Genomic DNA, 26,621 nt, shown 5'->3' on the forward strand with positions numbered 1-26,621 from the left:
TGCAAATCGGCACGATAGAATCCGCAGACAGTTCCGCACATGAAGGGAAGCACCATGGACAAGGGCAAGATCTTTCGCGACCTGCACGCCTCGACCTTCGTCATGCCCAATCCATGGGATGTCGGCACGACCAAGCTTCTGGCCTCCTTCGGCTTCAAGGCGCTGGCGACGACCAGCGCCGGTTTTGCCTTTTCGCGCGGTCTGCCCGACGGGGCGGTGACGTTCGAGGCGATGATCCATCATTGCCGCGAGGTGACGGCTGCGACCAGCCTGCCGGTATCGGCCGATCTCGAGAAGGGCAAGGGCGACAGCGCCGAGCAGGCGGGCGAGACCATTTTCGCCGCTGAGGCCGCCGGCCTCGCCGGCTGCTCGATCGAGGACCATACGGGCGATCCGGACAAGCCGATCTATGAGTTTTCGCACGCCGTCGAGCGCGTCGCCGCGGCGGCGGAGGCGGCGCGCGCGCTCAAGCATGATTTCGTCTTCACCGCCCGGGCCGAGAATTTCCTGTGGGACAGACCAGACCTCGACGACACGATCAAGCGGCTGCAGGCCTTCGAGAAGGCCGGCGCCGATGTGCTCTATGCGCCTGGCCTCAGTGATGTCGAAACGATCCGGAAAGTCTGCTCGGCGGTGAGCCGGCCGGTCAATGTCATGGCACTGCCTGGTTTCACCATCGCCGACCTCGCCATGGCCGGGGTCAAGCGCATCTCGCTTGGGCCGTGGCTGACCAATTTCGCCTTCGGCATGCTGGAAACAGCGGCGCGCGAGATCCAGCAGGACGGCACGTTCGGCTTCACCCGCACCGCCATGCCGTTCAGCAAGCTGCAGGCGCTGTTTGCCAAATCCTCAAGCTAAGGGTCCATGCCGCATGACGCTCACCGTCATCGACATGCACACCGGCGGCGAGCCGCTCAGGATCATCACCAGCGGCTATCCCGAAATCCCCAAGGGTACGATCCTGGAAAAGCGCGCCTATGTGCGCGACCATCTCGACCATTTGCGCAAGCTGCTGATCTTCGAGCCGCGCGGCCATTACGACATGTATGGCGCGCTGCTGGTGGAGCCCGACCTGCCCGGCGCCGACCTCGCCGTGCTGTTCATGCACAATGAGGGCTACTCGACGATGTGCGGCCACGCCATCATCGCGCTCGGCCGTTATGCCGTCGACCAAGGCCTGGTGGCGAAACAGGAGCCAATCACGACCGTCAACATCGAGGCGCCATGCGGCCTGGTCGTCGCCTCAGTCGAGGTCAGGGATGGCAAGGCGGGCGCCGTGTCGTTCGAAAGCGTGCCGGCCTTCCTGTTTGCCCGCGACCAGAGAATCGAATTGGCAGGATACGGCAATATCCGTTTCGACGTTGCCTATGGCGGCGCCTTCTATGCGCTGGCCGATTGCCATCAATTCGGGCTGGAATTCGGCCGCGACCGGGTGCGCGACTTCGTCGATGCGGCAACCACGCTGACCGAGCGGCTGAAAGTGGAGTTCCCTCTATCGCATCCCGATCATCCCGATCTCGGTTTCCTGTACGGCACCATCCTGACCGACGGGCGCGATGCGTTTTCCGGCGAGGCGACGAAAAATGTCTGCGTCTTTGCCGATGCCGAGGTCGACCGTTCGCCGACCGGCTCCGGCGTCACCGCGCGGCTGGCGGCGATGTGCGCCAGGGGCAAGATCGGTCTTGGTCAGGAGCGGACCTTCGAAAGCATCGCCGGCTCGCGCTTCTCCGGCGCGGTGGCGCGCACGACCAAGGCCGGGCCGCATGAGGCGATCATCGCCCGCGTCGGCGGCCGCGCCTATTATTCCGGGCGAGCCGAGTTTACGGTCGAACCGGATGACGAATTGGGGCGCGGTTTTCTTCTGCGTTGAAAGGCCTATCGCCTGGCGCTCTCCCGCGCGCCGATCGCCTTGTGCAGATGGACCATCATGGCGGCGGCGAAGAGCGGCGTCAGAAGGTTGAGCAGCGGTACGGCGAGGAAGGCGGCGATGAGCAGTCCGGCCAGGAAAACAGTGCCGGCATATTTCCTGCGCAACGCCCTCGCCTCGTCCTCCGGGCGAAAGCGCATGGCGGCGAATTCGAAGAATTCGCGGCCCAGCAGATAGCCGTTGACGATGAAGAAGGCGGCGATGTTGATGCCCGGCACCAGCAGAAGCAGCAGGGCGACGATGTTGCCCAGGATGACGACGCCGAGGAACTTCACCGACAGCACCAGCGAGCGCAGCGCCGGCATGGCCCTGCCGGCCGGGTCGCCAGGAAAGTCGGTGCGCTCGACCACTTCTGCAATATCGTCGAGAAACAGGCCAGCTACGATTGCCGTCACCGGCGCGATCAGCAGCGCCATCCCAAAGGCAAGCGCGATGGCCGCGATGATGCCGCTCAGCCATCCGGCCCAGGACGGCAGGCCGGGTAAAAGGGAGTGAATCCATGGCAGGGCCAGCCAATCGACAAGCCCGGTGAGAGCAAACCAGACGGCCACGAGCGCCAGCACGGTCAAGCCCAGCGTCTTCAGGAAAACCGCGTGGAATTCGGGAGAGAACAGCCGGCTGAAGGCGGCGCGGGCAGCGTTGGAGATCACGGCGTTTCCCGGTAACAAACTGATATCTCCGACATAGGCGGAGACCCGGTCAGCCGCAAGTCTGCTGAAGCGGACGGCAATTCCGGGCGAAAACTAGCGCGCCAGCACGCGCGAACGGGCGGGGATGGTCATCGCCGCAACGCCGGCGACGACGCAGCCCATGCCCCAGAACGCCGTCGGCCCGAGGCTTTCGCCGAGGAACAGGACACCGATGCCGACGCCGATCGGCACGCGCAGATAGGCCTGTGACGTGGTGCCGACCGAACCCAGCGTGTGGATGAGGCGGAAGAAGATGCAGAAGGCCAGCGCCGTCGAGAACACCGACAAGGCCAGCAGGGCCAGGATGGAAGCCATTGAAGGCGACAGCGTCCACGGGCGGTCGAAGACCATACTCAAGGGTACGAGGATGACCGCGCCACACAGCATCGAGCCGGCGGCCGGCAGCATCGGGTCGAGTCCCCTGAAGCCGCGGCCGAAAATGGCGGCGCCGGCATAGCAGACCGTCGCCGCGACAACCGCAAGCTGCGCCCACAATTGATGGCCGAGCCCGCCAAGCGCCTGGGTGCCGACGATCAGGCAAATTCCGGCAATGCCGGCGCCGACGCCGAACAGCTTGCGTGCGGTCACCTGCTCGTGGCGGGTGATGAGCGCGGTCAGCAGGAAGGTGAAGATCGGCGACGTCGCGTTGAGGATTGTGGCGAGGCCGGCATCAATGGAGCGCTCGGCGGCGGCGATCAGCGTGAACGGCACCACGCTGTTGAGGCAGGCCTGGACCATGAAACGCCACCAGGTTGCACCGTCCTTCGGCATGGCGAGGCCGCGCCAGCGGATCAGCGCGAGCAAGATGCCGCCGGCGATCAAGGTTCTGGCTGCTATGAAGGTGATCGGCGGGATCGTCTCGACACCGATCTTGATGAACGTATAGGACGCGCCCCACAAAGCAGCCAGCACGCCAAGCAGCGCCAGTTCGGTGGTCATGTCGGTCTTTGCTTGCATGCCTGTGAGTGCCTTCAGCTGCTGTGATCGAAGTTCCTCTAATCCGCTGAGGGGAGGAAATGCTTCGATGACGACACAACTGTAGCCGCACATCACGACAGTGCGCATGGTCCAGTTCGATTTGACGGCTAGGCAAAACCCTTCCAAATCGAGAACCTGATCCGTCCCGATTACATCGGGACGCGGCTCTATTTTTGTTTGACCACGATCTTGTCCGAAAACCGGGTTCCACTTTTCGGGATCATGGTCTAGACCCGCGCCCGGCCGGCGTGGCAGAAAGCCGGCAGATTCCAAGGCGGAGACATTGATGCCGGATTATGACGTGCTTTGCATCGGCAATGCCATTGTCGACATCATCGCCCAGTGCGACGACGCTTTTCTCGAGACCAACGGCATCATCAAGGGTGCGATGAACCTCATCGACACCAGGCGCGCCGAGCTGCTCTACAGCCGCATGGGCCCGGCGATCGAGGCCTCCGGCGGCAGCGCCGGCAACACGGCGGCGGGCGTCGCCAGTTTCGGCGGCCGCGCCGCCTTCTTCGGCAAGGTGTCGAACGATCCGCTCGGCGAAATCTATGCCCATGACATCCATGCCCAGGGCGTTGCCTTCGACACCAAGCCGCTTGAAGGCCAGCCGCCGACGGCGCGCTCGATGATCTTCGTCACCCCCGACGGCGAGCGTTCGATGAACACCTATCTCGGCGCCTGCGTCGAACTCGGGCCGGAAGACGTCGAGGCCGATAAGGCATCCGGCGCCAAGGTGACCTATTTCGAGGGCTATCTGTGGGATCCGCCGCGCGCCAAGGAGGCGATCCGGCAGACGGCGAAGCTGGCGCACGCCGCCAGACGCGAAGTGTCGATGACGCTGTCGGACTCGTTCTGCGTCGACCGCTACCGGGACGAGTTCCTTGAGCTGATGCGCTCGGGCACCGTCGACATCGTCTTTGCCAACAGCCACGAGATCAAATCGCTCTACCAGACCAAGTCCTTCGACGAAGCGCTGGAGGCTATCCGCAAGGACTGCAAGATCGCCGCCGTCACCCGCTCCGAAAAGGGCTCGGTGATCGTGCGCGGCGACGAGACCGTCACCATCCAGGCGACGACGATCCGCGAACTGGTCGACACCACCGGCGCCGGCGACCTCTACGCCGCCGGCTTCCTCTACGGCTATACGGCCGGGCGCAGCCTGAAGGATTGCGGCGATCTCGGCTCGCTCGCTGCCGGGCTGGTGATCCAGCAACTCGGGCCCCGACCGCGGCAGAACTTGCGCAGCGCGGCCCAACTGGCCGGGCTGCTGTAGTCCCGCTGCGTCACCTCTGGCGAGGCGTCAAACGACGTCTCTGTCGTGCGCCCGTCACAGAGGCCTCCTACATGCACAGTGAGGCGTCTCGCGACTGACATTTCGAGGCGCCCCGCAGACAGTTGGGGTGTCCAAATGCAAGACAGCAACCGGTCAGGTCGCTGCGCCTGTCGTTACCGCGCTTTCCGCTTTCCGTTGTAGCCATTCAACAACCGGCCGCAGCCTGGGAGGAGAGCGCGTGGCCAGCAAGACAGATGCATGACCAGATTTCAGACCCCGACGGACGGAATCTCGCAGGAGGCCCTGGCAGGCCTCATGGCCGAGGCGGTGCAGCAGGCGCTGGTCCAGCACGGCATAGCCCTGGATCCGCAGGCATTGGCTTCGGCCGGCGCCGTTGCCGGCAGCATCGCCGCCGCCTTGACTTTCCTTTCGCAGACACAGCTGCTCGCCATCGATACCGTCAGAGGCGAATGGACCGCATTCGCTACCGAATTCGTCCAGTCGATGGTGGACAAGGCCGCGCGCCGAGCCACGGCGCCTCGCAATCCAGCCGCGGTTGACGAGCCAGCTCCTGCAGCCGATGCAGACAAGGCCGCATCCCCCCAACCCGGGGAGCGGATGCTTCAGTCGATGCTGATCGAGGACTGGGCGGGCGAAGTCGCCGGGTCGACCTATCTGGAGGAGAAGTTTCGCATCCCGCGCTCGACGCTGCATCGCTGGCAGCGGCGCAGCGAGGTCATTGCGCTGCGCAAGGGCGGCCGCAAGCATGTCTTCCCGCTGGCCCAGTTCGTCGATGGCAGGCCGGCGGCAGGTATCAGAGAGGTGCTGTCGGAGATCGTCAATCCGAGGCTTGCCTGGTTCTGGCTGACCCGCGCCGCGCCGGAACTTGGCGGCCGCGTTCCGATCGAGATGCTCAAGCAAGACATGGTGCAGGAAGTCGTGGTGGCCGCGCGCGGATTTGCGACGACCTGATTATCCACCTCGATCGAGAACGACCAGCTGTTCGCGCCTTTGGCAGTACTAAGCCAGGTAAATAAATTTCACAAAACAGTCATAGTTGAATTCGAAGGGCGCTCTGTGCCATATATCTCCATATATCTCCGTCTCCTATGTGCGGTTTGTGCCATTTGTGCCATATTGTCAAATATATGACGTGATAATTGCGCAACAATACTTTTCGAAGAGTCCAAAAACTGCGTTTCCGACACAATCTCTGTTGATCGCCGCCATGGCATAGGCCATGTCGAAGGCGAGAGCGCGGCGCGATGCGCGGCTTTCAATATGGGGTGAATCGGCAGGCCTTGGAGCCATGTCCGACCTGATTTTGAACCTTTGACTGGAGATTCAAGAAAATGAACATCAAGAGCCTTCTTCTCGGCTCCGCCGCGGCCCTGGTCGCGGTTTCGGGCGCGCGCGCCGCCGACGCGGTCGTCGTCGCCGAGCCGGAACCGGCCGAATACGTCAAGATCTGCGATGTCTACGGCGCCGGCTATTTCTACATCCCCGGCACCGAAACCTGCCTGCGCATCGGCGGCTATGTCCGTTACGACATCGGCGTCGGTGATTCCGGCTCGTTCGATGGCGCCAACCATGTCCCTGACCATCAGGATGGTGACACGCATTCGAGCTACTCCAAGAACGCCCGTTTCACGCTGAAGACCTGGACAGGCCAGGAAACCGAACTCGGCACCTTGAAGACTTACACCGAGACCCGTTTCAACTTCGGCAACAGCAACGGCGACTATCTTGATCAAGACGCTTCCAATGCCAACGACTGGCAGGGCCGCAACAAGTCGCTGTCGCTGCGCTACGCCTACATTCAACTTGGTGGCCTGCGCGTCGGTAAGGACGACACGGCTTTCGATACGTTCACGAACTATGCCGGCGCCGTCATCCAGGATACGCTGGTTCCGTACGGCGGACAGGAAAGCAACGTCGTTCAGTACTACTTCGATGCAGGCAACGGATTTTCCGGAGTGGTTTCGCTCGAAGAAGGTGCCGGCGCGGTTGGCACCATCGACAGTTACGTTTCGCATGTCGTCGGCGGCTTGAAGTACAAGGGCGACTGGGGTTCGCTTTCGGGCGTCGTCGCCTATGACAGCAACTACGAGGAAGTGGCGGGCAAGGTCCGTTTGGACGTCAATGTCAGCAAGGAGTTCTCGCTGTTCGTCATGGGCGGCTACGGCACCGACGACAACCTCACCGACGACGCGGGCAATGCCATCGACGCTCACGGTCGCGGCTTCTACAAGCAGTGGGGCGGCAACTGGGCCATCTGGGGCGGCGGCACCTACAAGTTCAACGAAAAGACTGCGTTCAACGCCCAGGTCTCCTATGACGACTGGAAGAATCTCGGTGTTGCCGCGAACGTTGCCTATACCGTTGTGCCTGGCTTCACCGTTACGGCCGAAGTTGATTACCTCAATGCCGGCAAATTCGGCGACGCAGACTTCAACAACTGGACCAAGGCCAACAAGAAGAGCAGCCTCGGCGGTATCCTCCGCTTCCAGCGCTCGTTCTGATTGATCGATCTCGACAAAAAAGGCCCGCAGCGCACGCTGCGGGCCTTTTTCATTCGAGCACCGGGCGTTGCTGTGTCGTCGCGATGAGCGCTTCGCTCAGGCGGATTGGCGAAGCTCCCCGGCTTCGGACCCCAAAGCGTCGGTGGTGACCAGCCGGTCGCGACCGTTTTTCTTGCCGATGTACATGAGCCGGTCGGCGAGCGCGACCAGCGCGTCCGGATCGGCAGCCTCCGTCGGATAGATCGCAACGCCGACAGTGCAGCCGACATGGATGTCGCCACCCGGAGCGGGAACCTTGATGCGCAGCCGCTCAAGCACGCGCTCCGCCACGCGCACGGCCTTCTCCCTGGCCTGCTCCGCGTTCCCCGAAAACAGGAAGGCGAACTCGTCGCCGCCAAGGCGCGCGACGAAATCAGCGCTGCGCAGGATGGCGCGAAGCTTGTCCGACACGCGCTGCAGCAACGCATCGCCGGCCTCGTGGCCGAGCGTGTCGTTGACCTCCTTGAAGCGATCGAGGTCGATGAACAGAAGGCCCGCCGCGTCGCCGGAGCCAGCGCAACGGTCGATCACCGATTTCAGCTCGTTGTGGAAGGCGCGCCGGTTGGGCAGGTCGGTCAACGCGTCGTGGTTGGCCGAATGGTCGCTCTGCTGCTTGGCGAGCTCGATCTCGCGCTTTTGCGCGGAGAGTTCCTCATTGGCGGCCTTCAGCTCCAAAAGCAGCTCGGCGTTGAGATCCTCGACGACCTTGCGGTCGCTGATGTCGACGACGAAGCCTTCCAGGAATTCCAGTTCGCCGGCCTCGTCCCAGACGCCGCCGCCGATCTCGCGGACCCAGAGCGGCTCGCCGACCTGAGGCACGATGCGGTAGTCGACGTTCCAGTTGCAGCGCGCCTCGAGCGCGGTGTCGACGGCGGCATAGACGGCGGCAAGATCATCCGGATGGATGGCCGAGACGTAGTCGCGCACCGCGTTGTGGATGAAATCGCTCGGCCGATAACCGCTGACGGTGAAGATGCCGTCGCTGATATAGAGCATGGTGTAGGACGCATCGTTGCGGCAACGGTAGAGATAACCGTCCATGCGGCCGGTGATGCTGAGCAGCGCGTCCAGCCGCTCGTCGTGGTAGACCCCCTGGCCAACCGCGGATGCAGAAACCCCGTCATGCTTCATGGCCGCACCCCCGTTAGCGGTCTGAGCGCGCCGTAGATGCCGTAACGGCAAGTCGGCGAGAGGGGTTCTATATCAGCTGAATCTTATCAATCTCTTATGGGACGGCGCGAATAGGCCATCGGTGCAAGCGTTCGGCGACACGAGCCGCTGCCAACGCCAGCGACTCTGCCCAAGCAGAAAAAGACAGTCCGCGGCGCGGAGCGCTCGTCAAGTCCCCGCCGTATAGGCCGCGATCGCCGCCATGTTGACGATGTCTGAGTCTTTGGCGTTCAGCGAAACGATCTGGACCGGCTTGTTGAGGCCGACCAGCAGTGGGCCGATGACGGTGGAGCCGCCGAGCTCCTGCAGCATCTTGGTCGAGATCGAGGCCGAGTGGAAGGCCGGCATGATCAGCACATTGGCAGGGCCGGTCAGCCGGATGAACGGATATTGCGACATGGCGCGCGCATTGAGCGCGACGTCGGCGGCCATTTCGCCATCATATTCGAAATCGACCCGGCGCTTGTCGAGGATGCGCACCGCTTCCTGCACCCGCTCGGAGCGTTCGCCCTGCGGGTGGCCGAAGGTGGAATAGGCGAGCATAGCGAGGCGCGGCTCATAGCCCATTCGGCGAGCGAAACCGGCCGCTTCCTCGGCGATGTCGGCGATCTGCTCGGCATTGGGCATGTCGTGCACGGCGGTGTCGGCAACCAGCACGGTCTTGCCCCGCGCCAGCACGATCGACACGCCGATGACGCGGTGGCCGGGCTTGGCGTCGATGATGCGGCGGATGTCGTCGAGCGCGGTCGAATAGTTGCGGGTGACACCGGTGACGATGCCGTCGGCATCGCCCAGCGCCACCATGCAGGCGGCAAAGTGGTTGCGATCGTTGTTGATCAGGCGCTGGCAGTCGCGAAACAGGAAGCCTTTGCGCTGCATGCGCTCGTAGAGAAAGTCGGTGTAGATGCCGTTGCGGCGCGACAGCCGGGCATTGATGATCTCGATGCCTTGCTTGTTCAAGTCGATGCCGGCGTGCCTGGCATTCTCCTTGATGACATCGTCGCGGCCAAGCAGGATTGCCGTGCCGAGCTTCTGGTTCACATAGGAGACGGCGGCGCGCATCACCTGCTCTTCCTCGCCCTCGGCAAAGACGATGCGCTTGGGTTGGCGCCGGACGCGATCGTAGATGCGCTGCAAGGTCGAGGCGATCGGGTCGCGGCGGGCGGACAGCTCCTGCGCATAGCGGTCGAGGTCGAGGATCGGCTTGCGGGCGACGCCTGACTCCATCGCCGCCTTGGCCACGGCGAGAGGAATGGCCGAGATCAGGCGCGGATCGAACGGAACCGGGATGATGTAGTTGGGACCAAATTTCGGCCGGTTGCCCTGATAGGCGGCGGCGACGTCGTCAGGCACGTCCTTGCGCGCCAGTTCGGCCAGTGCGCGAGCGGCAGCGATCTTCATGTCGTCATTGATGGTGGTGGCCCGCACATCCAGCGCGCCACGGAAGATGTAGGGGAAGCCGAGCACGTTGTTGACCTGGTTCGGATAGTCCGACCGTCCGGTGGCCATGATGGCGTCGGTGCGGATCTCGGCCACTTCCTCCGGCGTGATCTCCGGGTCGGGATTGGCCATGGCGAAGATGATCGGGTTCTTGGCCATCGACTGCACCATCTTGGTGGTCAGCGCGCCCTTGGCGGAAAGGCCGAGGAAGATGTCGGCGCCGTCGAGCGCCTCGGCGAGGCTGCGCGCCTCGGTCTTGATCGCATGCGCCGACTTCCACTGGTTCATGCCTTCGGTGCGGCCCTGAAAGACGACGCCCTTGGTATCGCACAAGGTGATGTTTTCCGGCGCGAAGCCCATTGCCTTCAGCAGCTCGATGCAGGCGATGCCGGCGGCACCGGCACCGTTGCAGACCATTTTCGTGGTCTTCATGTCGCGGCCGGTAACTTCCAGCGCGTTGATCAATCCGGCGGCTGAGATGATGGCGGTGCCGTGCTGGTCGTCATGGAAGACCGGGATGTCCATCAGCTCGCGCAGGCGTTGCTCGATGATGAAGCACTCCGGCGCCTTGATGTCCTCGAGGTTGATGCCGCCGAAGGAGGGGCCGAGGTAGCGCACGCAATTGATGAACTCGTCGGCATCCTCGGTGTCGACCTCGAGATCGATGGAATCGACGTCGGCGAAGCGCTTGAACAACACCGCCTTGCCCTCCATGACCGGCTTGGAGGCTAGCGCACCGAGATTGCCGAGGCCGAGAATGGCGGTGCCGTTGGAGATGACGGCGACCATGTTGCCGCGCGTCGTGTAATCGAAGGCGCGGCTGGGGTCCTCGGCGATGGCCAGGACCGGAACCGCGACGCCAGGCGAATAAGCGAGGCTCAAATCGCGCTGCGTCGCCATCGGCTTGGTGGCGACGACCTCCAGCTTGCCGGGGCGGCCCATGGCGTGGAATTCCAGCGCCTCCTGGGCGCTGACGGACGGGCCGCTGTTTTCGGTTTTCTTGGCCATGATGCTTTTGATTTCCTCACCGGTGCCGGACCCTTGAGACGGGTGCGTATTTTTGAACTTCCGGATTAAGGCTACACGCCACCGCTGTAAACCGCCAAGCGCGGCGAAGCTGCTTCAACGCGCACCAGATCGCTCGATGCCGATGCCGCGTTTCTACAGCGCTGCGATCTCCCGGGCATGCTGGCGCACCGTCGCCCACCGACGCAGCGTACCGGTCCCGGGGAAGGGCCATTCGGAAAGCGGCGGCTCCGTGCTTCCCATGCGTTCGCGCAACGCCGACAGGAAAGCCATGAGTTCCCGCCGCTGAGGCCACACCTTCGCCATTGTGCGTGCGCGAATCTCTTCGCGCGGAATGGCGCGGTCACGCAATTCTTCGACCGCGCGCCGGATCGCCGCCGGCTCAGGCTCGGCGATGATGCAATAGTCTGGGTCGAAATAGACATCGCGGCCGCCAAGGCTTGGCGTGCTCACCACCGGCAGTCCGGCCATCATATACTCCATGCTGGAACACATCGCCCCTTCCGCCGCCGACAGGCACAGCCCAACCGCGGCCTGGTTGTAGGCGCGATTGACCTGCTGCGGCGTTAGCCGGTCGGTCAGGCCATCGACGATCGGGTTGGCAATATGATGCAGAGGCGACTGAGCCTGCAGGCGTCGAATGAAGGCGCGATCGCCGGAGGCGGGCAATTCGCCGATCGACACAGTGATATGGAGCAATCTTTCGACGTCGAAGGCGAGATAATGACGCTTGGTGTACGAGATGCGGCCATTGTAGACGGCGTCGAATTCGACCGGAACCTCAGGCAAAGGTCGGAAAATGTCCTCCGAGACCATCAGATTGTGATTGGAAAAGATCGCCGTGCCTCCCACCGCGATGACACGTCGGCGTTCCTCTTCGGTGTTGCACAGAAAAATCAGCTCATGCAGCGGGAAGCGCTGGCGATACCAAGCGAGATCTCCGCCTATTTGTTCAACGATATGCGGTCGTTCGAGTGTCCAACTCGGCATCATGAGGAATGCGGCCCGCCGCGAGGCCAGCCGCCGGCCGATGGCGGCGATGGTGGCGAGCGGCCGCTGTCCGCCGATCGGTGTGTAGATGATCAGTGGATCGTGGCTGACCAGATGAATGGCCACCTGCACGTCGCCATCGAGATCGGACAGAGGGCCGCTTCGCGGAAGCAGAAAAGGCAAGCGCTTGTGTGCCGAACGCTTGAGGCGGTCAAGCGCCCGGCCGGCATGCTGCCTCATGCGATCGGTCGGCGAGCCGGTCGCCCCGAACGTTTCCTCAAACGATTTCCGGCCAACCCCGTCCATAATCCGCCTCACCAACCCCGATGGATGATTATGCCGACCACCAGCGCCTTGCAATGCCGGCGGCGCTGCCTGTCAATGGCAAGAGAGGCCCGGTCGTCCCCTGGTTTTCGAGCCGCCTGCATTAAACCCCGCACCTACATCTGCTAGCGTGCCGGCATGAACATGCACACTTCAGCTGAAACCGACGCCCCCGAGGTGACACCGCCGGCGCCCACTGCCGGCGCCACACCGATGATGGAGCAATATATCGAGATCAAGGCGGCGAACCCGGATTCGCTCTTGTTCTACCGCATGGGCGATTTCTACGAGCTGTTCTTCGACGATGCCGAGAAGGCGAGCCGGGCGCTGGGCATCGTCTTGACCAAGCGCGGCAAGCATCAGGGCCATGACATTCCGATGTGCGGCGTGCCGGTGCATGCGGCCGACGACTATCTGCAGAAGCTGATCGGTCAGGGTTTTCGTGTTGCCGTCTGCGAGCAGATCGAGGATCCGGCGGAAGCCAGAAAGCGCGGCGGCAAATCGGTGGTGCGCCGCGACGTGGTGCGGCTGGTCACACCTGGCACCATCACCGAGGACAAATTGCTGGCGCCGTCGGAATCGAGTTTCCTGATGGCGCTGGGACGGGTGAAGGGCGGCAGCAGCGATCACGCCTTTGCGCTCGCCTGGATCGAGATCTCGACCGGCGTTTTTCGCGTTGCCGAGACCACGGCCGATCGCTTGCTGGCCGATGTGTTTCGCGTCGATCCGCGCGAGCTGATTGTCGCCGAGCCGGTGTTTTACGATCCCGAGCTGAAACCGGTGTTCGACGTCATCGGCCGCGTCGCCAGTCCGCAGCCGCCGTCGCTGTTCGATTCGGCTTCGGCCGCGGGGCGCATCGCGCGTTTCTTCGAGGTGGCGACACCGGACAGTTTCGGCGCCTTCTCGCGCGCCGAACTGTCGGCGATCTCCGGCGCCATCGCCTATGTGGAAAAAACGCAGAAGGCCGAGCGGCCGCCGCTGTCACGCCCCGAACGCGAGGAGCAGGGCTCGACGCTGTTCATCGATCCGGCGACGCGCGGCAATCTGGAGCTGTTGCGCACGCTGTCCGGCAGCCGCGACGGCTCGCTGTTCAAGGCGATCGACCGCACGGTGACCGGCGGCGGCGCGAGATTGCTGGCCGACCGGCTGATGGCGCCGCTGACCGATCCGGCGGCGATCGGGGCGAGGCTCGATTCGGTGTCGTTCTTCCGTGCGGAGGCTCAGCTTTGCCAGGCGGTACGGTCAAGCCTGAAGAGCGTCGCCGACATGCCGCGGGCGTTGTCGCGGCTGGCGCTCAACCGCGGTGGCCCGCGCGACCTCGGCGCGCTGCGCGCCGGTTTCGAGGCGGCCGGCGCGATCGCCGAAATCTTCGCGACCACCGCCTTGCCGCATGAATTGGCGGAAGCCCTTGCTGCTATTCAAGCGCTGCCGAGCGCGCTGGCCCAGCATCTGACGCAAGCGCTCGGCGAGGAACTGCCGCTGCTCCGACGCGACGGCGGCTTCGTGCGCGGCGGCTACCATGCTGAGCTCGACGAGATGCGGGCGCTGCGCGATGAGTCGCGAAAGGTCATAGCCGGGCTGGAGCGCTCGCTGATCGAGGAGACCGGCATCCGCTCGCTAAAAATCCGGCACAACAATGTGCTGGGTTATTACATCGAGGTGACCGCCAACCACCATTCGATCATGACCGGCAGCGACGGCGCCAAGGCGCGCTTCATTCACCGCCAGACCATGGCCAACGCCATGCGTTTCACCACGACCGAGCTTGCCGAACTCGAGACCAAGATCGCCAATGCCGCCGACCGGGCCCTGAGCATCGAGCTTGCCGCTTTCGACACACTGACCGCTGAAGCTGTCGGCGAGGCGCAGAAGATCCGCGCCGGCGCCGATGCGCTCGCCGTGCTCGACGTGTCGGCAGCCCTTGCGCTGTTGTCGGAGAGCGAAGCCTGGTGCCGGCCGCTGGTCGATTCCAGCCTTGCCTTCGATATTGCAGGCGGACGCCATCCAGTGGTGGAACAGGCGCTGCGGCGTTCAGGCGAAGGGTCGTTCGTCGCCAATGATTGCGATCTGTCGCCGCAAGGCGGCGCCAAGGCCGGCGCCATCTGGCTGCTGACCGGCCCCAATATGGGCGGCAAGTCGACCTTCCTGCGGCAGAATGCGCTGATCGCAATCCTCGCCCAGACCGGCTCCTTCGTGCCGGCAACGTCGGCCCATATCGGCGTTGTCGACCGGCTGTTCTCGCGTGTCGGCGCCTCGGACGATCTGGCCCGCGGACGCTCGACTTTTATGGTTGAGATGGTCGAGACGGCGGCGATCCTCAACCAGGCCGGCGAACGGGCGCTGGTGATCCTGGATGAAATCGGCCGCGGCACCGCCACTTTCGATGGCCTGTCGATTGCCTGGGCGGCGGTCGAGTACCTGCACGAGAAGAACCGCTGCCGGGCGATCTTTGCCACCCATTTCCATGAGATGACGGCGCTGTCCGGCAAGCTGCCGCGACTGCACAATGTCACCATGCGGGTCAAGGAATGGGAAGGCGACGTGGTCTTCCTGCACGAGGTCGGCAAGGGTGCCGCCGACCGCTCCTATGGCGTACAGGTGGCGCGGCTGGCCGGCCTGCCGGAAGCAGTGGTCGGCCGCGCGAAGGAGGTGTTGCACCAGTTGGAGGAAGGCGAGGTTTCCGGCAAAGCCAACCGGCTGGTAGACGATCTGCCGCTGTTTTCGGTGGCGGCGAGGCGGGAAGCACCCAAGCCGGCGAAGAGCGATGCTCTGGGCGCTGCAATCAGCGAGATCAACCCCGATGAGATGACGCCGCGCGAGGCGCTGGAGGCGCTCTACCGGCTGAAGGGGCTGGCGGGCCGGTAATCAAAGCAATCGGAAGATCGGCGTCACCAGCCTTGCCGACTGGAGCCAGCCGAGCAATTCGACCGCCAGTATCGCCACAAGGAAGTAAGAGCTGTCGATAGCGGTCCGCTTCAGCACCGCCGAGTCGAACGTGACGGGAGACGGATCTAAGACGCCGTCGTAATCGCGCCGCAGACGGGGAAAGAAGGCCGGCACGCTTCGACGATAGCGCCGATAGGCCTCGCCAAAGATCGCATCCAGCGCGACCATTTCACGCGCCGCGACATAGGAAAAGACCAGCCAGGTGAAGGCAAAGAGAAACGCCGAAAGGATCAGCGACCCGAATGTCAGCCCAACGCCAGCCAGTCCAAGGGCCGAGAAGAGATAGAGGGGGTTGCGCGTATAGGCATAGGGGCCGGTTGTGACGAGTTCGCGGTTCTTGCGTCCGCCAACATACAGCGACGCCCAGCAGCGGCCGCCGATACAGATGAGGATCAGCACGGTACCCACAAATTCCAGCATTTCGCGAAAGGTGCTGCCTTGCGGCCACCCACTCTCCGCAAGCAGGGCCGGCGCCAGGAGGACGGGAGCAACCAGCCAAAGGAAACGCATCCTTCTGCCCTGTTGAAAAGCCGTTGGGGAAAGCGGCATCGGGGACTTCCTCTGCATTTGCGTCACCGCCTCAGTCGTCGCGCACTGCGGCACCCTTGTCGGTCCAGGCCGGCGGCAATCCCATCCGATCGCCGAGGAAGCCACGACTGACGTGAGCCTCGCGACAGGAACGCAGGCAAGCTGCCATGGATGCCTCTTGCATGGGTGCGCCCCGGCGGGGCGTGTGCGGTGAGCGTCAATAATTGCACTCAGTGCAATAAATTGATGGCGCCATTATGGCGAGGTGTGATGACGGGGCTTGAATGTGCACCAAATTTCTTGTCGCATTTGAGGAACGGTCATGGCAGGAGCGCTCCATGAACGATGCGCCAAAATCAGAAAGCCTGCGCGAACGGAAGCGGCGAGAAACGTCCCACCGCATCGCCGAAGCCGGCCTTAACGCTTTCCTGGCCAATGGCTACGACGCGACCACGCTTGACGAGATAGCTGCAGCCGCCGGCATCTCGCGCCGGACGTTCTTCCACTATTTCAAGAGCAAGGACGAGGTTCTGTTTGCGTCTCTGGGCAACTTCGCAAGCATGGTCAAAGCGTCGATCCTTGCCGAGCCACCAACCGAAGCAGCGATCGACATCGCCCGCGGCGCATTGCTCAATCTTGTCGGCAGCTTCCAGGCGTCAGAAATGATGGCGACGGCCAAGCTCATGCGGGAAAGCAAGACGCTACGCTCGCGCAGGCACGCGGGCTACCTGCAGTTTGAGCAAGCCATCTTCGACGGGTTATGCGAGTTGCGACCAGACCAGGCACGCGACAGTCTGCGACTGGTCTCCCTGGTGGCAGTCGTCGCGTTGCGCCTGGCCGTCGAAACATGGCAGCAGCAGAACGCCAAGCGTCCGCTGGCAGGATATGTCCGGGATGCCTTTGAAAAGCTGAAAGCCGAGATTCGATAAGTCCAGCCGCCAGAAGGCATCGCAAGAAACACAAGCCGTGTTGACTCATTGTACCAATCGGTACAATGTCGCTTATCGACGATCGAAAGTGACAGGAGATTTTCATGAGCCGTCCGCCATTGCCGCCGTTCACGGCCGAAACAGCGGCGCAAAAGGCGCGCCTCGCGGAAGACGCCTGGAACAGCCGCGACCCGGAACGGGTTTCGCTCGCCTATACCGAGGACAGCACATGGCGTAATCGCGCCGAGTTTGTTTCCGGCAGAAGCGAGATCGTCGGCTTCCTCAAGCGCAAATGGGCGCGCGAGCTGGACTACCGCCTGATCAAGGAAGTGTGGACCTGGAACGACAACCGCATCGCGGTGCGCTTTGCCTATGAATGGCGCGACGACAGCGGCCACTGGTTCCGCTCCTACGGCAATGAGAACTGGGAGTTCGACGAAGCCGGGCTGATGCGACGCCGCGTCGCCAGCATCAACGACCTGCCGATCGCCGAGAGCGATCGCAAGTATCATTGGCCGCTCGGCCGCCGGCCGGACGACCATCCGGGCCTGACCGAACTCGGGCTGTAAAGTCGCTAATGCGGCGCATCGCACCCGACCGCGACCAGCTGCTGGCGATGGTGGCTGAGGTCTTTCGCGAACACGGCTTTGAGGGCGCGAGCATCGCGCTGATCGGCGCGGCGACGGGGCTGGGCAAGGGAAGCCTTTACCACTTCTTCCCCAGCGGCAAGGAAGAGATGGCAGGGGCCGTCATCGCCCATATCGACGGCTGGTTCGAGGACAATGTCTTCGCACCCTTGTGCGACGGCCCCAATCCGCGAGCCGGGATCGAGCATATGTTCGAGGCGACCGACAGCTATTTCCGCTCCGGCCGCCGGGTGTGCCTGATCGGCGCCTTCGCGCTGGAGGAATCGCGCGATCTCTTCGCCAGCCAGATCAGGGACTATTTCGGCCGCTGGGTCGGGCACCTCGCCGATGCGCTGGCGCGAGACGGGCACGGAGCGACCGAGGCAGCCGAGCTTGCCGAAGAAGCCGTCGCCGCCATCCAGGGCGCGCTCACGCTTGCCCGCGCCGTCGACGATGCCGGCATGTTTTCGCGCGCGCTGCGCAGGACGCGCATGCGGTTGGGGCTGAAAGCAGGCGACGATATCTAGACAGGTTCGAAGCGGAAGCCTGTCTCGGTTCGAAAAACCCGGCCGACTCCCGGTGAATCGAGATGCGCTCCCGCAACGAAGCAGGCGTTGTCGGCGGCAAGGGCCAACAGTCGCAATCGGCTTGTGCGTGCCTGTTCCTGGTCGGCGTCGAATTCCCACGTGATCTCCGGGTTTTCGAACTGAAGCGACGGCACATGCACGATGTCGCCCCAGATCAACAGTGTTTCGCCGGCACCCGTCACGCGAAAGCACGTGTGCCCGACTTCATGGCCGGCGGCGGCGATGGTCTCGATGTTCGCGCCCAGACGCTGCCCGGCGTCGAAAGGCTGTGCTCGGTCGTGGAAGCGTTCCAGCCTCGCCACTTCCCGGAACATGCCGAGCTCAGCGCGCGGGACAAGCAGACGAGAGAGCTGCTGGAAGCCGTCCCGACCATCGGCAAGGATCAGCCCGTGGATATGGTCGAGATGGGTGTGGGTGAAGGCAACGGTCCGAATCCGATCGGTGGCCATCTTCGCCTCGCGCAGCGCCTCGGGCAGATGTCCCATTGTCGGGTGCCAGGCGTTCGAAGAGCCCGTGTCGATGAGCGTAATGTCGTTGCCGTCATCGATGGCAAACGCGTTGACCGATAGCCTGAGCGCACCGTCGACGAGTGATACCTGCGACGGCAGGTCATCGCCGAATGCAATGTCTCCCGGCTGGCGCAGCCGCCTGATCGGCATGTCGACGTAACCGTCACGCAGCGACGTGACCGTGATATGTCCGATCTTGTACGCGGTGTGATGAGGCCCAGCTGAAATTCGTTCCAATGCTTGCTCTCTGTTTCGCTGGAAAATCTCTTCCGAAAGCCTGTTTACTTAGAGCAGTTCGCCGCTTCGCGGAAACGCGGAATTGCTCTAGATCATCTCCAGCCCGCGCTTGCGGGTCGGCGGCGGGAAAGCGCGGTCGAGCTCGGTGAAATCCTCAGCCGTCAGCTTGATGTCGAGCGCGGCGACATTCTGGCGGACATGGTCCTGGCTGCTGGCCTTCGGGATGGCGATAACACCTGGCTGCGCCATCACCCAGGCAAGCGCGATCTGTGCCGCCGTGGCGTTGTGGCGGGCGGCGATGGTCTCCAGCCTGGCATTGCGCGCGAGTGCGCCCTGCTCGACCGGCGAATAGGCCATCAGCGGAATGCCGCGTTGCCGGCTCCATGGCCCGAGATCGAATTCCGGGCCGCGCCGCGACAGATTGTAGAGCACCTGATTGGTCTGGACATTGCCGCCCAAGCGCAGCCCGGTCAGTTCCTCCATCTCGTCGGTGTCGAAATTGCTGACGCCCCAGTGGCGGATCTTGCCGGCCCTCTTCAGCGCTTCGAAAGCCTCGACGGTTTCAGACAGAGGCACGCTGCCCGGCCAGTGCAGGAGATAGAGATCGATGCGGTCGGTGCGCAGGCGCTTCAGGCTGTTTTCGCAGGCCCGCGCCACGCCGGCGCGAAGGCGTTTGACGGCAGCACTTTCGAAACGAGAAAGAGGTCGTCGCGACGCCCGGCAATGGCCTCAGCCACCACCTCCTCGGCACCGCCGCTGGCATACATTTCGGCGGTGTCGATCAGCGTCATGCCGAGGTCCAGCCCGAGCTTCAGGGCGTTGACCTCGCCGGCACGGCGGCGGGAATCCTCGCCCATCTTCCATGTGCCCTGTCCCAGCACCTGGACGGCCTCGCCCGAAGGCAGCGTGGTGGTTCTGATCGTCGTGGGCATAGAGGCTCTATCTTTGTTTACGCAATTCCGAACGGAAAACCGCTCGCACTTTTCCTGGAATTGCTGGAGTGGCGGTCGGTGCGTATGCCATCACAGGCACAGGGAGAAATCCAGAATGGATCTCTCCCGCACGGCAACTGCTGCCCTACTTCACCGGATTGGCGGCGAGCCAAGCCTGCATTTGCTTGATCTCGGCTTCCTGGGCGGCGATCACGCCTTCGGCCAGTTTGCGGATTTCGGGATCCTTGCCATTGGCAAGTTCCACCTTGGCCATGTCGATCGCGCCCTGATGATGCGGGATCATGCCGCGCACAAAATCGACATCGGCATTGCCGGAATATTCGATCATCATGTCGGTGTGCATCTTGTCCATCGCCGCCTTGTAGCCGTCGGTCGAAGGGCCTGTTGCGCCCATGCCTGCCATGTCATGTTTCATCTCTTCGGATTGCGCCGGAACGCTTTCGAGGAAAACGGCAAGCAGCATTCCCGCCGCCATCAGCAAAAGCACGATCTTCTTAGCCAAGGTCATCCATGATCTCCTGTTGATTGGACTTCGTATTTGGGGGCTTCGCCTAGAGTTTCAACGTCCTCAACCGTAATGCGTTGGCTATCACCGAAACCGAGGACAGGCTCATCGCCGCCGCCGCCAGCATCGGCGACAAAAGTGTGCCGGTCAGCGGATAGAGCACGCCGGCGGCGACCGGCACGCCAAGCACATTGTAGAGGAAGGCGAAGAACAGATTCTGGCGGATGTTGCGGATCGTCCCCTGGGCCAGCGTTCGCGCCCGAACGATGCCGTTGAGGTCGCCCTTGACCAGGGTGATCCCCGCGCTTTCGACCGCAACGTCGGCGCCCGTGCCCATGGCGATGCCGACATCGGCGGCGGCAAGTGCGGGTGCGTCGTTGACGCCGTCGCCGGCCATGGCGACGCCGGTGCCCTTGGCGCGCAGTTCCTCGACCAATGCCGCCTTCTGCTCCGGCAGCAGGCCGGCGCGCACGTCGTCGATGCCGAGGCTTTTGGCGATGGCGCGTGCCGTGCGCTCATTGTCGCCGGTCGCCATGATGATCCTCAAGCCTCTGTCATGCAGCGCCCGGATCGCCTCTGCGGTGGTTGCCTTGACCGGATCGGCGACAGCGACGATGCCCGCCAATTTTCTGTCCACCGCAACGAACATCACGGTCTTGCCTTCGGCCTGCAGCCCCTCTGCCCTGGCAGACAGGGAGACGGTATCGATGCCGAGATCGGCCATCATGGCAGCGTTGCCGAGCGCGACTTTCCTGCCCGAAACCGTGCCGGAGACGCCCTTGCCGGTGACGGCTTCGAAGCCACTGGCCTCTTCGATTGTCAGGCCACGCTCACCGGCGCCGCCGACGATGGCCTCGGCCAGCGGATGCTCCGAGCCTTTTTCCAGGCCGGCGGCGAGCGCCAGCAATTCATTCTCCGACAGGCCTTCGACCGCGACGACATCGGTCAAGCGAGGCTTGCCTTCAGTCAAGGTGCCGGTCTTGTCGACAATGAGCGTATCGACCGAGGCGAAACGTTCCAGAGCGGCGGCTTCCTTGATCAGCACACCGGCGTGCGCCCCGCGTCCGGTCGCGGTCATGATCGACATCGGCGTCGCCAAGCCGAGCGCGCAGGGACAGGCGATGATCAGCACCGACACCGCCGAGACGATGGCGAAGATCAGGCTAGGCTCGGGGCCGTAGACCGCCCAGGCGGCAAAGGCAGCAAGCGCGACCAGCACGACCGCAGGCACGAAGTAGAAGGAGACGCGGTCGGCCAGGCCCTGGATTGGCGCGCGCGAACGCTGCGCCTTGGCCACCAGCTCGACGATGCGCGAAAGCGTGGTCTCGGCGCCGACCTTTTCGGCGCGCATGATCAGCGAACCGTTCTTGTTGAGCGTGCCGCCGGTCAAGGCATCGCCTTCGGTCTTTTCGGCCGGCATCGGCTCGCCCGATATCATCGATTCGTCGACCGAGGAGCGACCCTCAAGCACGATGCCGTCGACCGGCACGGCATCGCCCGGACGGATGCGCAGCCTGTCGCCGGCCTTGACGGCGTCGAGCGGCACGTCGGTCTCGGAGCCATCCGCTCCGATCAGCCGTGCCGTCTTCGGCGCCAGGTCGAGCAACGCGCGGATGGCCGAGCCGGTCTTTTCGCGCGCCCGCAATTCGAGGACCTGGCCGAGGAACACCAGCGCGACGATGACGGCGGCGGCCTCGAAATAGACCGGCACGGTGCCGCCATGACCGCGGAACTGATGCGGAAAGATGTCCGGAAACAGTGTGGCCACGACGCTGTAGAGATAGGCGGCACCCACACCGAGCGAAATCAGCGTCCACATGTTGGGACTGCGGTTGACCAGTGAATCCCATCCGCGATGGAAGAACGGAAAGGCCGCCCACAGCACCACGGGGCTCGCCAGCGCCAGTTCGAGCCAAACCATCGTGCGCTCGTCGACAAAGGCCTGGAAGGTCAGGCCGAGCATCGGCGCCATGGCGACGATCAGCAGCGGCGCGGACAGCACCGTACTGACCCAGAAGCGCCTGGTGAAGTCGACCAATTCCGGGTTCGGGCCCTCATCGCCAGTGGGTACGCCCATCGGCTCCAACGCCATGCCGCAAATCGGGCACGAGCCGGGCTTGTCGCGAATGATCTCGGGATGCATCGGGCAGGTGTATTGCGTGCCTTTCGGCATTGGCAGCAGTGCCGGCCTGTCGCCGAGATATTTTTGCGGCTCGGCCTCAAACTTCGCCTGGCAACCGGCCGAGCAGAAATAGAAACCCTGGCCTTCGTGCCGGAGAAAATGCGTCGCGGTGGCGCGGTCGACGCTCATTCCGCAAACAGGGTCGATGGCGGTCAGGTATTTTTCAGGCTCAGCGACGAATTTCGTGCGGCAGCCTTCGCTGCAGAAGTGAACGAGACGACCGCCATGCTCTGCCGACGGCTTGCCCGCGGCCGGATCGACGCTCATGCCGCAGACGGGATCGCGCACCACGGCCTCGGGGGCCGGTGCAGCCGCCTTTGCCGCACAGCAGCCGCCATGGTGGTGATGCTCGGAATGCGCCATCGAATAAATGCCTTCATGTCTGTCTGGATGCGGAGGTAGTGCTTCCAGTAACTGGAAGGTCAAGGGGTGATTTCCACTTTTCGATCATGGCCGCCATCGGACGGCATCGAGGGAAAAGTCGCTTACGCAATTTCTTTCCTATGTTATGGACGCGACCAACCGCATCCGCTGCATCGAACCCACCCACATGAAATGCCTGGTCATCAATCTCGATCGGTCCCGCGACCGCCTCGCCCATATGACGGCCGAGTTCGCCCGCATCGGCGTCGCCTTTGAACGGGTCGTCGCCATCGACGCGCGCGATCGGCCTGATCTGGCCGAAATGCCGCAAAGGAAAAAGCGTTTGCGTATGGCCGACACCGAGATCGCTTGCCTGCTCAGTCACAAACAGTGCTGGTCGATGATCGCGGCAGGCGATGACGCCTATGGCGCCATCTTCGAGGACGATGTCGTCTTCTCTGACAATGCCGGCGCTTTGCTTGCCGATATGGGCTGGATCCCCGCCGATGCGGACATTGTCAAGCTGGAAACGTTCTTCAATCGAACCGTGATTTCACGCAAGGGGGTCGCTTGTGGCCACGGTTTTTCTGCGAGCAGGCTGCACGCCGTCCATATCGGCGCGGCCGGGTACATCCTGTCGAGACAGGCTGCACGAGACCTCATCGAGGCGACGAATGAGATCGCCATGCCCGTCGATCATCTCGTCTTCAATCCGCGTTTTGCGACTTCGTCCGACAAGATCATTTATCAGCTTGTGCCGGCTTTGTGCCTGCAGGCTCAGTTCCTTGGCGGCGGACCAGTGCAATTGCCGAGCCTGCTCAAGCAGGAGCGCACAGAGGAACGGGTGGCAAGCGGGATGGGCACGAAGCGCCACAAGCCGATTGCGGCCAAGGTAGGGATCGAGATAAGGCGACTGGCGAGGCAAATCACCGATCTCTTCCAGTTACGGCGGGAGAAAATCATCCCGTTCGAGTATCGCGGCCGACGCGTCCGTCCGCCCCATACCCAGCATCGCGAAAACGCGCTATAGACGCCGCGCAAAGGCGAGGCCAACCGGCAATCTATGGCAACAATCTCCCTCAAGCTCGACGAGCTGATCGACAGCGAGGCCTTGCGCCGCGAGATGACGGCGCTGACCTCTGCCGGCAACGGCGCCGAGTCCGGCGCGCGCGTCGGCGCGCTCAAGCTGTTGAAGGGACGCCTGACCGAGGGCCGCAAGGTCGCCGAGCGCATGCTGATGGACGATGGCAGCGGCGCGGCCTGTGCTGCCCGGCTGTCGCATCTCATGGACGAGATCATCCGTGCCCTCTACGAGTTCGCCGCGACCCATGTCTATCGGGTGAAGAACCCGTCGACCGCCGAACGCATGGCCGTCGTCGCGGTCGGCGGCTATGGTCGCGGCACGCTGGCGCCGGGTTCCGACATCGACCTCTTGTTCCTGCTGCCCTACAAGCAGACGCCGTGGGGCGAACAGATCGTCGAATACATGCTCTATATGCTGTGGGACCTCGGGCTGAAGGTCGGCCACGCCACCCGCAACATCGACGAGTGCCTGAGGCTGTCGCGCAGCGACATCACCATCCGCACCTCGATCCTGGAGGCCCGGTTCCTGTGGGGAGAGCAAAAGCTCTTTGACGAATTGCTGATCCGCTTCGACCATGAAGTGGTGCGCACCACCGGGCCGGAATATGTGCAGGCCAAGCTCGCCGAGCGCGACGAGCGCCATGCCAAGGCCGGCGAAAGCCGCTATCTGGTCGAGCCCAACGTCAAGGACGGCAAGGGCGGCCTGCGCGACTTGCAGACGCTGTTCTGGATCGCGAAATACTTCTATCGCGTGCGCACCGGCGAGGAGTTGGTCGACAAGGCCGTTTTCACCGAGGCCGAATACAGGGAGTTCCTCAAGGCCGAGGACTTTCTGTGGGCGGTGCGCTGCCACATGCATTTCCTCACCGGCAAGCCCGAGGAAAGGCTGCATTTCGACATCCAGCGCGAAATCGCCGAGCGTCTCGGTTACACCACCCATCCCGGCCTGTCGGCGGTCGAGCGCTTCATGAAGCACTATTTTCTCGTCGCCAAGGATGTCGGGGACCTTACCCGCATCTTCTGCGCCGCGCTCGAGGAAGAGCAGGCCAAGCACGTGCCGGGCTTCAACCGCATCTTCCTCACCTTCCAGCGCCGCAAGCGCAAGCTGGCCGGCACCTCTGATTTCATCGTCGACAACCATCGCATCAACGTCGCCGACGACACAGTCTTCGAGCGCGACCCGGTCAATCTGCTCAGGCTGTTCTGGTTTGCCGACAAGCACGGGCTCGAATTCCATCCCGATGCACTGAAGCTGCTCACCCGTTCGCTCGGTCTCGTCAACAAGTCGCTGCGGCGCGACCTGGAAGCCAACCGGCTGTTCCTCGACATCCTGACCTCGGACCGCAATGCCGAGCTCAATTTGCGGCGCATGAACGAGGCGGGCCTGCTCGGCAAGCTGATCCCCGACTTCGGCAAGATCGTCGCCATGATGCAGTTCTCGATGTACCACCACTATACGGTGGACGAGCACCTGATCCGCTGCATCGGCGTGCTGGCCGAGATCGAGCGCGGCGATGGCGAAAAGGTGCATCCGCTGTCGCACACGCTGATGCCGGGGCTGAAGAAGAGCCGCGAGGCGCTTTATGTCGCCGTGCTCTTGCATGACATCGCCAAGGGGCGGCCCGAGGATCACTCCGAGGCGGGCGCCCGGATCGCGCGGCGCATCTGCCCGCACATGGGGCTGTCGGCCGCCGATACCGAGACCGTCGCCTGGCTGGTCGAGAACCATCTCGTCATGTCGATGACGGCGCAGACCCGCGACCTCAACGACCGCAAGACGATTGAGGATTTCGCCGCGATCGTGCAGTCGGTCGAACGGCTGAAGATGCTGCTGATTCTCACCGTATGCGACATCAGAGGCGTCGGTCCGGGCGTCTGGAACGGCTGGAAAGGCCAACTCCTGCGCACGCTCTACTACGAGACCGAACTCTTGTTGACCGGCGGTTTTTCGGAAGTGTCGCGCGCCCAGCGCACGGCGGCATCTCGCGAACGGCTGGCCGAGGCGCTGGCCGACTGGCCGGACAAGGCGCGCAAGCGCTATGTCGGCCTGCACTATGAGAATTACCTCTTGACCGTCGACCTTGCCGACCAGTTGCGCCATGCCGAATTCATCCGCGAGGCGGACGCGGCGGGCAAGAAGCTCGCCACCGTCGTCAGGACCCACCAGTTCGAGGCGGTGACCGAGATCACCGTGCTGGCGCAGGACCATCCGCGCCTGCTCTCTGTCATTGCCGGCGCCTGTGCGGGGGCCGGCGGCAACATCGTCGACGCGCAGATCTTCACCACATCCGACGGCCGCGCGCTGGACATCATCCTGATCTCCAGGGAGTTCGACCGCGACGAGGACGAGCGCCGCCGGGCCGAGCGCGTCGGCCGGCTGATCGAGGACGTGCTGTCGGGCAAGAGCTGGCTGCCGGAGATGATCGAAAAGCGCACCAAGCCACGGCGCGGCGCCAAGGTGTTCAAGATCCCGCCGCGCGCCGAAATCCGCAACACGCTGTCGAACCGTTTTTCGGTCATCGAGGTCGAGGGCCTGGACCGGCCCGGGCTGTTGTCGGAGATCACCGGAACGCTGTCCGACCTGTCGCTCGACATCGCCTCGGCCCACATCACCACCTTCGGCGAGAAGGTCATCGACACCTTCTATGTCACCGACCTGACGGGACAGAAGATCGACAGCCCGGCGCGCACCGCCGCCATCCGCACCAGGCTTATTACAGCGCTCGAGGGCGTGGTCCCCGAGCGCGGCGGCAAGGCCAAGGCGGCGGCCGAGTGACCATCACTTTGTC

20 protein-coding genes and 1 pseudogene are annotated in these 26,621 nt (G+C 63.4%); 11 read left to right on the forward strand and 10 right to left on the reverse strand.

Translation table 11 applies throughout. From position 1 onward, the window contains the following. Positions 1-54: 54 nt before the first annotated feature. Both AC04SH_RS09355 and AC04SH_RS09360 read left to right on the forward strand, forming a co-directional pair. Entirely contained in the window at positions 55-858 is an 804-nt protein-coding gene (locus AC04SH_RS09355) for an isocitrate lyase/PEP mutase family protein (protein WP_477233543.1), read from the forward strand. Positions 859-871: 13 nt separating this feature from the next. Continuing rightward, a complete protein-coding gene (locus AC04SH_RS09360) occupies positions 872-1,870 on the forward strand; it encodes a proline racemase family protein (RefSeq protein ID WP_477233542.1) in 999 nt (332 codons plus the stop codon). Between the two features lie 5 nt (positions 1,871-1,875). Here the strand turns inward: AC04SH_RS09360 and AC04SH_RS09365 are convergent, their stop codons facing one another. Further along, positions 1,876-2,577 carry a sulfate transporter family protein gene (locus tag AC04SH_RS09365; RefSeq protein WP_477233541.1) on the reverse strand — a complete coding sequence of 234 codons (702 nt, stop codon included), beginning with the start codon at positions 2,575-2,577 and terminating at the stop codon, positions 1,876-1,878. A gap of 93 nt (positions 2,578-2,670) precedes the next feature. Continuing rightward, a complete protein-coding gene (locus AC04SH_RS09370) occupies positions 2,671-3,573 on the reverse strand; it encodes a DMT family transporter (protein WP_477233540.1) in 903 nt (300 codons plus the stop codon). A gap of 307 nt (positions 3,574-3,880) precedes the next feature. On the opposite strand from AC04SH_RS09370, the gene AC04SH_RS09375 reads away from it, so the two are divergent. From AC04SH_RS09375 to AC04SH_RS09385, 3 genes are all read left to right on the forward strand, one after another. Next, positions 3,881-4,873: an adenosine kinase gene (locus AC04SH_RS09375; protein ID WP_477233539.1), complete on the forward strand. Its 993-nt coding sequence runs from the start codon at positions 3,881-3,883 to the stop codon at positions 4,871-4,873. Positions 4,874-5,131: 258 nt separating this feature from the next. Continuing rightward, positions 5,132-5,845 (forward strand): antitoxin Xre/MbcA/ParS-like domain-containing protein, encoded by a 714-nt coding sequence (locus AC04SH_RS09380; RefSeq protein WP_488574787.1) that lies wholly within the window; start codon positions 5,132-5,134, stop codon positions 5,843-5,845. Between the two features lie 380 nt (positions 5,846-6,225). After that, positions 6,226-7,395: a porin gene (locus tag AC04SH_RS09385; RefSeq protein WP_488574788.1), complete on the forward strand. Its 1,170-nt coding sequence runs from the start codon at positions 6,226-6,228 to the stop codon at positions 7,393-7,395. 96 nt (positions 7,396-7,491) lie between these two features. On the opposite strand, the gene AC04SH_RS09390 is transcribed toward AC04SH_RS09385, so the two are convergent. From AC04SH_RS09390 to AC04SH_RS09400, 3 genes are all read right to left on the reverse strand, one after another. Then, on the reverse strand, positions 7,492-8,565 hold the full coding sequence (locus AC04SH_RS09390) for a sensor domain-containing diguanylate cyclase (protein WP_203277755.1): 1,074 nt from the start codon (positions 8,563-8,565) through the stop codon (positions 7,492-7,494). A gap of 207 nt (positions 8,566-8,772) precedes the next feature. Further along, on the reverse strand, positions 8,773-11,052 hold the full coding sequence (locus tag AC04SH_RS09395; protein WP_488574789.1) for an NADP-dependent malic enzyme: 2,280 nt from the start codon (positions 11,050-11,052) through the stop codon (positions 8,773-8,775). Positions 11,053-11,205: 153 nt separating this feature from the next. Continuing rightward, positions 11,206-12,300, reverse strand: a complete 1,095-nt coding sequence (locus tag AC04SH_RS09400; RefSeq protein WP_488574790.1) for a glycosyltransferase — start codon at positions 12,298-12,300, stop codon at positions 11,206-11,208. 222 nt (positions 12,301-12,522) lie between these two features. Here AC04SH_RS09400 and mutS point away from each other — a divergent pair, with 222 nt between their 5' ends. Further along, positions 12,523-15,249: a DNA mismatch repair protein MutS gene (gene mutS / locus AC04SH_RS09405; protein ID WP_488574791.1), complete on the forward strand. Its 2,727-nt coding sequence runs from the start codon at positions 12,523-12,525 to the stop codon at positions 15,247-15,249. Here the strand turns inward: mutS and AC04SH_RS09410 are convergent, their stop codons facing one another. Next, a complete protein-coding gene (locus AC04SH_RS09410; RefSeq protein WP_488574792.1) occupies positions 15,250-15,840 on the reverse strand; it encodes a methyltransferase family protein in 591 nt (196 codons plus the stop codon). A 356-nt stretch (positions 15,841-16,196) separates the two neighbouring features. On the opposite strand from AC04SH_RS09410, the gene AC04SH_RS09415 reads away from it, so the two are divergent. From AC04SH_RS09415 to AC04SH_RS09425, 3 genes are all read left to right on the forward strand, one after another. Continuing rightward, entirely contained in the window at positions 16,197-16,787 is a 591-nt protein-coding gene (locus AC04SH_RS09415) for a TetR/AcrR family transcriptional regulator (RefSeq protein ID WP_488574793.1), read from the forward strand. Positions 16,788-16,891: 104 nt separating this feature from the next. After that, on the forward strand, positions 16,892-17,356 hold the full coding sequence (locus tag AC04SH_RS09420) for a nuclear transport factor 2 family protein (RefSeq protein WP_488574794.1): 465 nt from the start codon (positions 16,892-16,894) through the stop codon (positions 17,354-17,356). An 8-nt stretch (positions 17,357-17,364) separates the two neighbouring features. Beyond that, complete coding sequence (locus AC04SH_RS09425) at positions 17,365-17,940, forward strand: TetR/AcrR family transcriptional regulator (RefSeq protein ID WP_488574795.1); 576 nt, start codon at positions 17,365-17,367, stop codon at positions 17,938-17,940. Here AC04SH_RS09425 and AC04SH_RS09430 read toward each other — a convergent pair. From AC04SH_RS09430 to AC04SH_RS09445, 4 genes and pseudogenes are all read right to left on the reverse strand, one after another. Then, positions 17,937-18,746, reverse strand: coding sequence for an MBL fold metallo-hydrolase (locus tag AC04SH_RS09430; protein ID WP_488574796.1), 810 nt, complete (start codon positions 18,744-18,746; stop codon positions 17,937-17,939). The genes AC04SH_RS09425 and AC04SH_RS09430 overlap by 4 nt on opposite strands. An 87-nt stretch (positions 18,747-18,833) precedes the next feature. After that, positions 18,834-19,678 (reverse strand): annotated as a pseudogene (locus AC04SH_RS09435) (aldo/keto reductase). A 145-nt stretch (positions 19,679-19,823) separates the two neighbouring features. Further along, the gene (copM, locus tag AC04SH_RS09440; protein ID WP_488574797.1) at positions 19,824-20,207 is read right to left on the reverse strand and encodes a CopM family metallochaperone; all 384 of its coding nucleotides are present in this window, start codon (positions 20,205-20,207) and stop codon (positions 19,824-19,826) included. Between the two features lie 43 nt (positions 20,208-20,250). Continuing rightward, on the reverse strand, positions 20,251-22,749 hold the full coding sequence (locus tag AC04SH_RS09445; RefSeq protein ID WP_488574914.1) for a heavy metal translocating P-type ATPase: 2,499 nt from the start codon (positions 22,747-22,749) through the stop codon (positions 20,251-20,253). 145 nt (positions 22,750-22,894) lie between these two features. On the opposite strand from AC04SH_RS09445, the gene AC04SH_RS09450 reads away from it, so the two are divergent. Both AC04SH_RS09450 and AC04SH_RS09455 read left to right on the forward strand, forming a co-directional pair. Continuing rightward, positions 22,895-23,779 (forward strand): glycosyltransferase family 25 protein, encoded by an 885-nt coding sequence (locus tag AC04SH_RS09450; protein ID WP_488574798.1) that lies wholly within the window; start codon positions 22,895-22,897, stop codon positions 23,777-23,779. Positions 23,780-23,812: 33 nt separating this feature from the next. Next, on the forward strand, positions 23,813-26,608 hold the full coding sequence (locus AC04SH_RS09455) for a [protein-PII] uridylyltransferase (protein WP_488574799.1): 2,796 nt from the start codon (positions 23,813-23,815) through the stop codon (positions 26,606-26,608). The last annotated feature ends 13 nt before the right edge of the window (positions 26,609-26,621 follow it).

It is taken from the genome of Mesorhizobium sp. CNPSo 4688 (genome assembly GCF_057784295.1).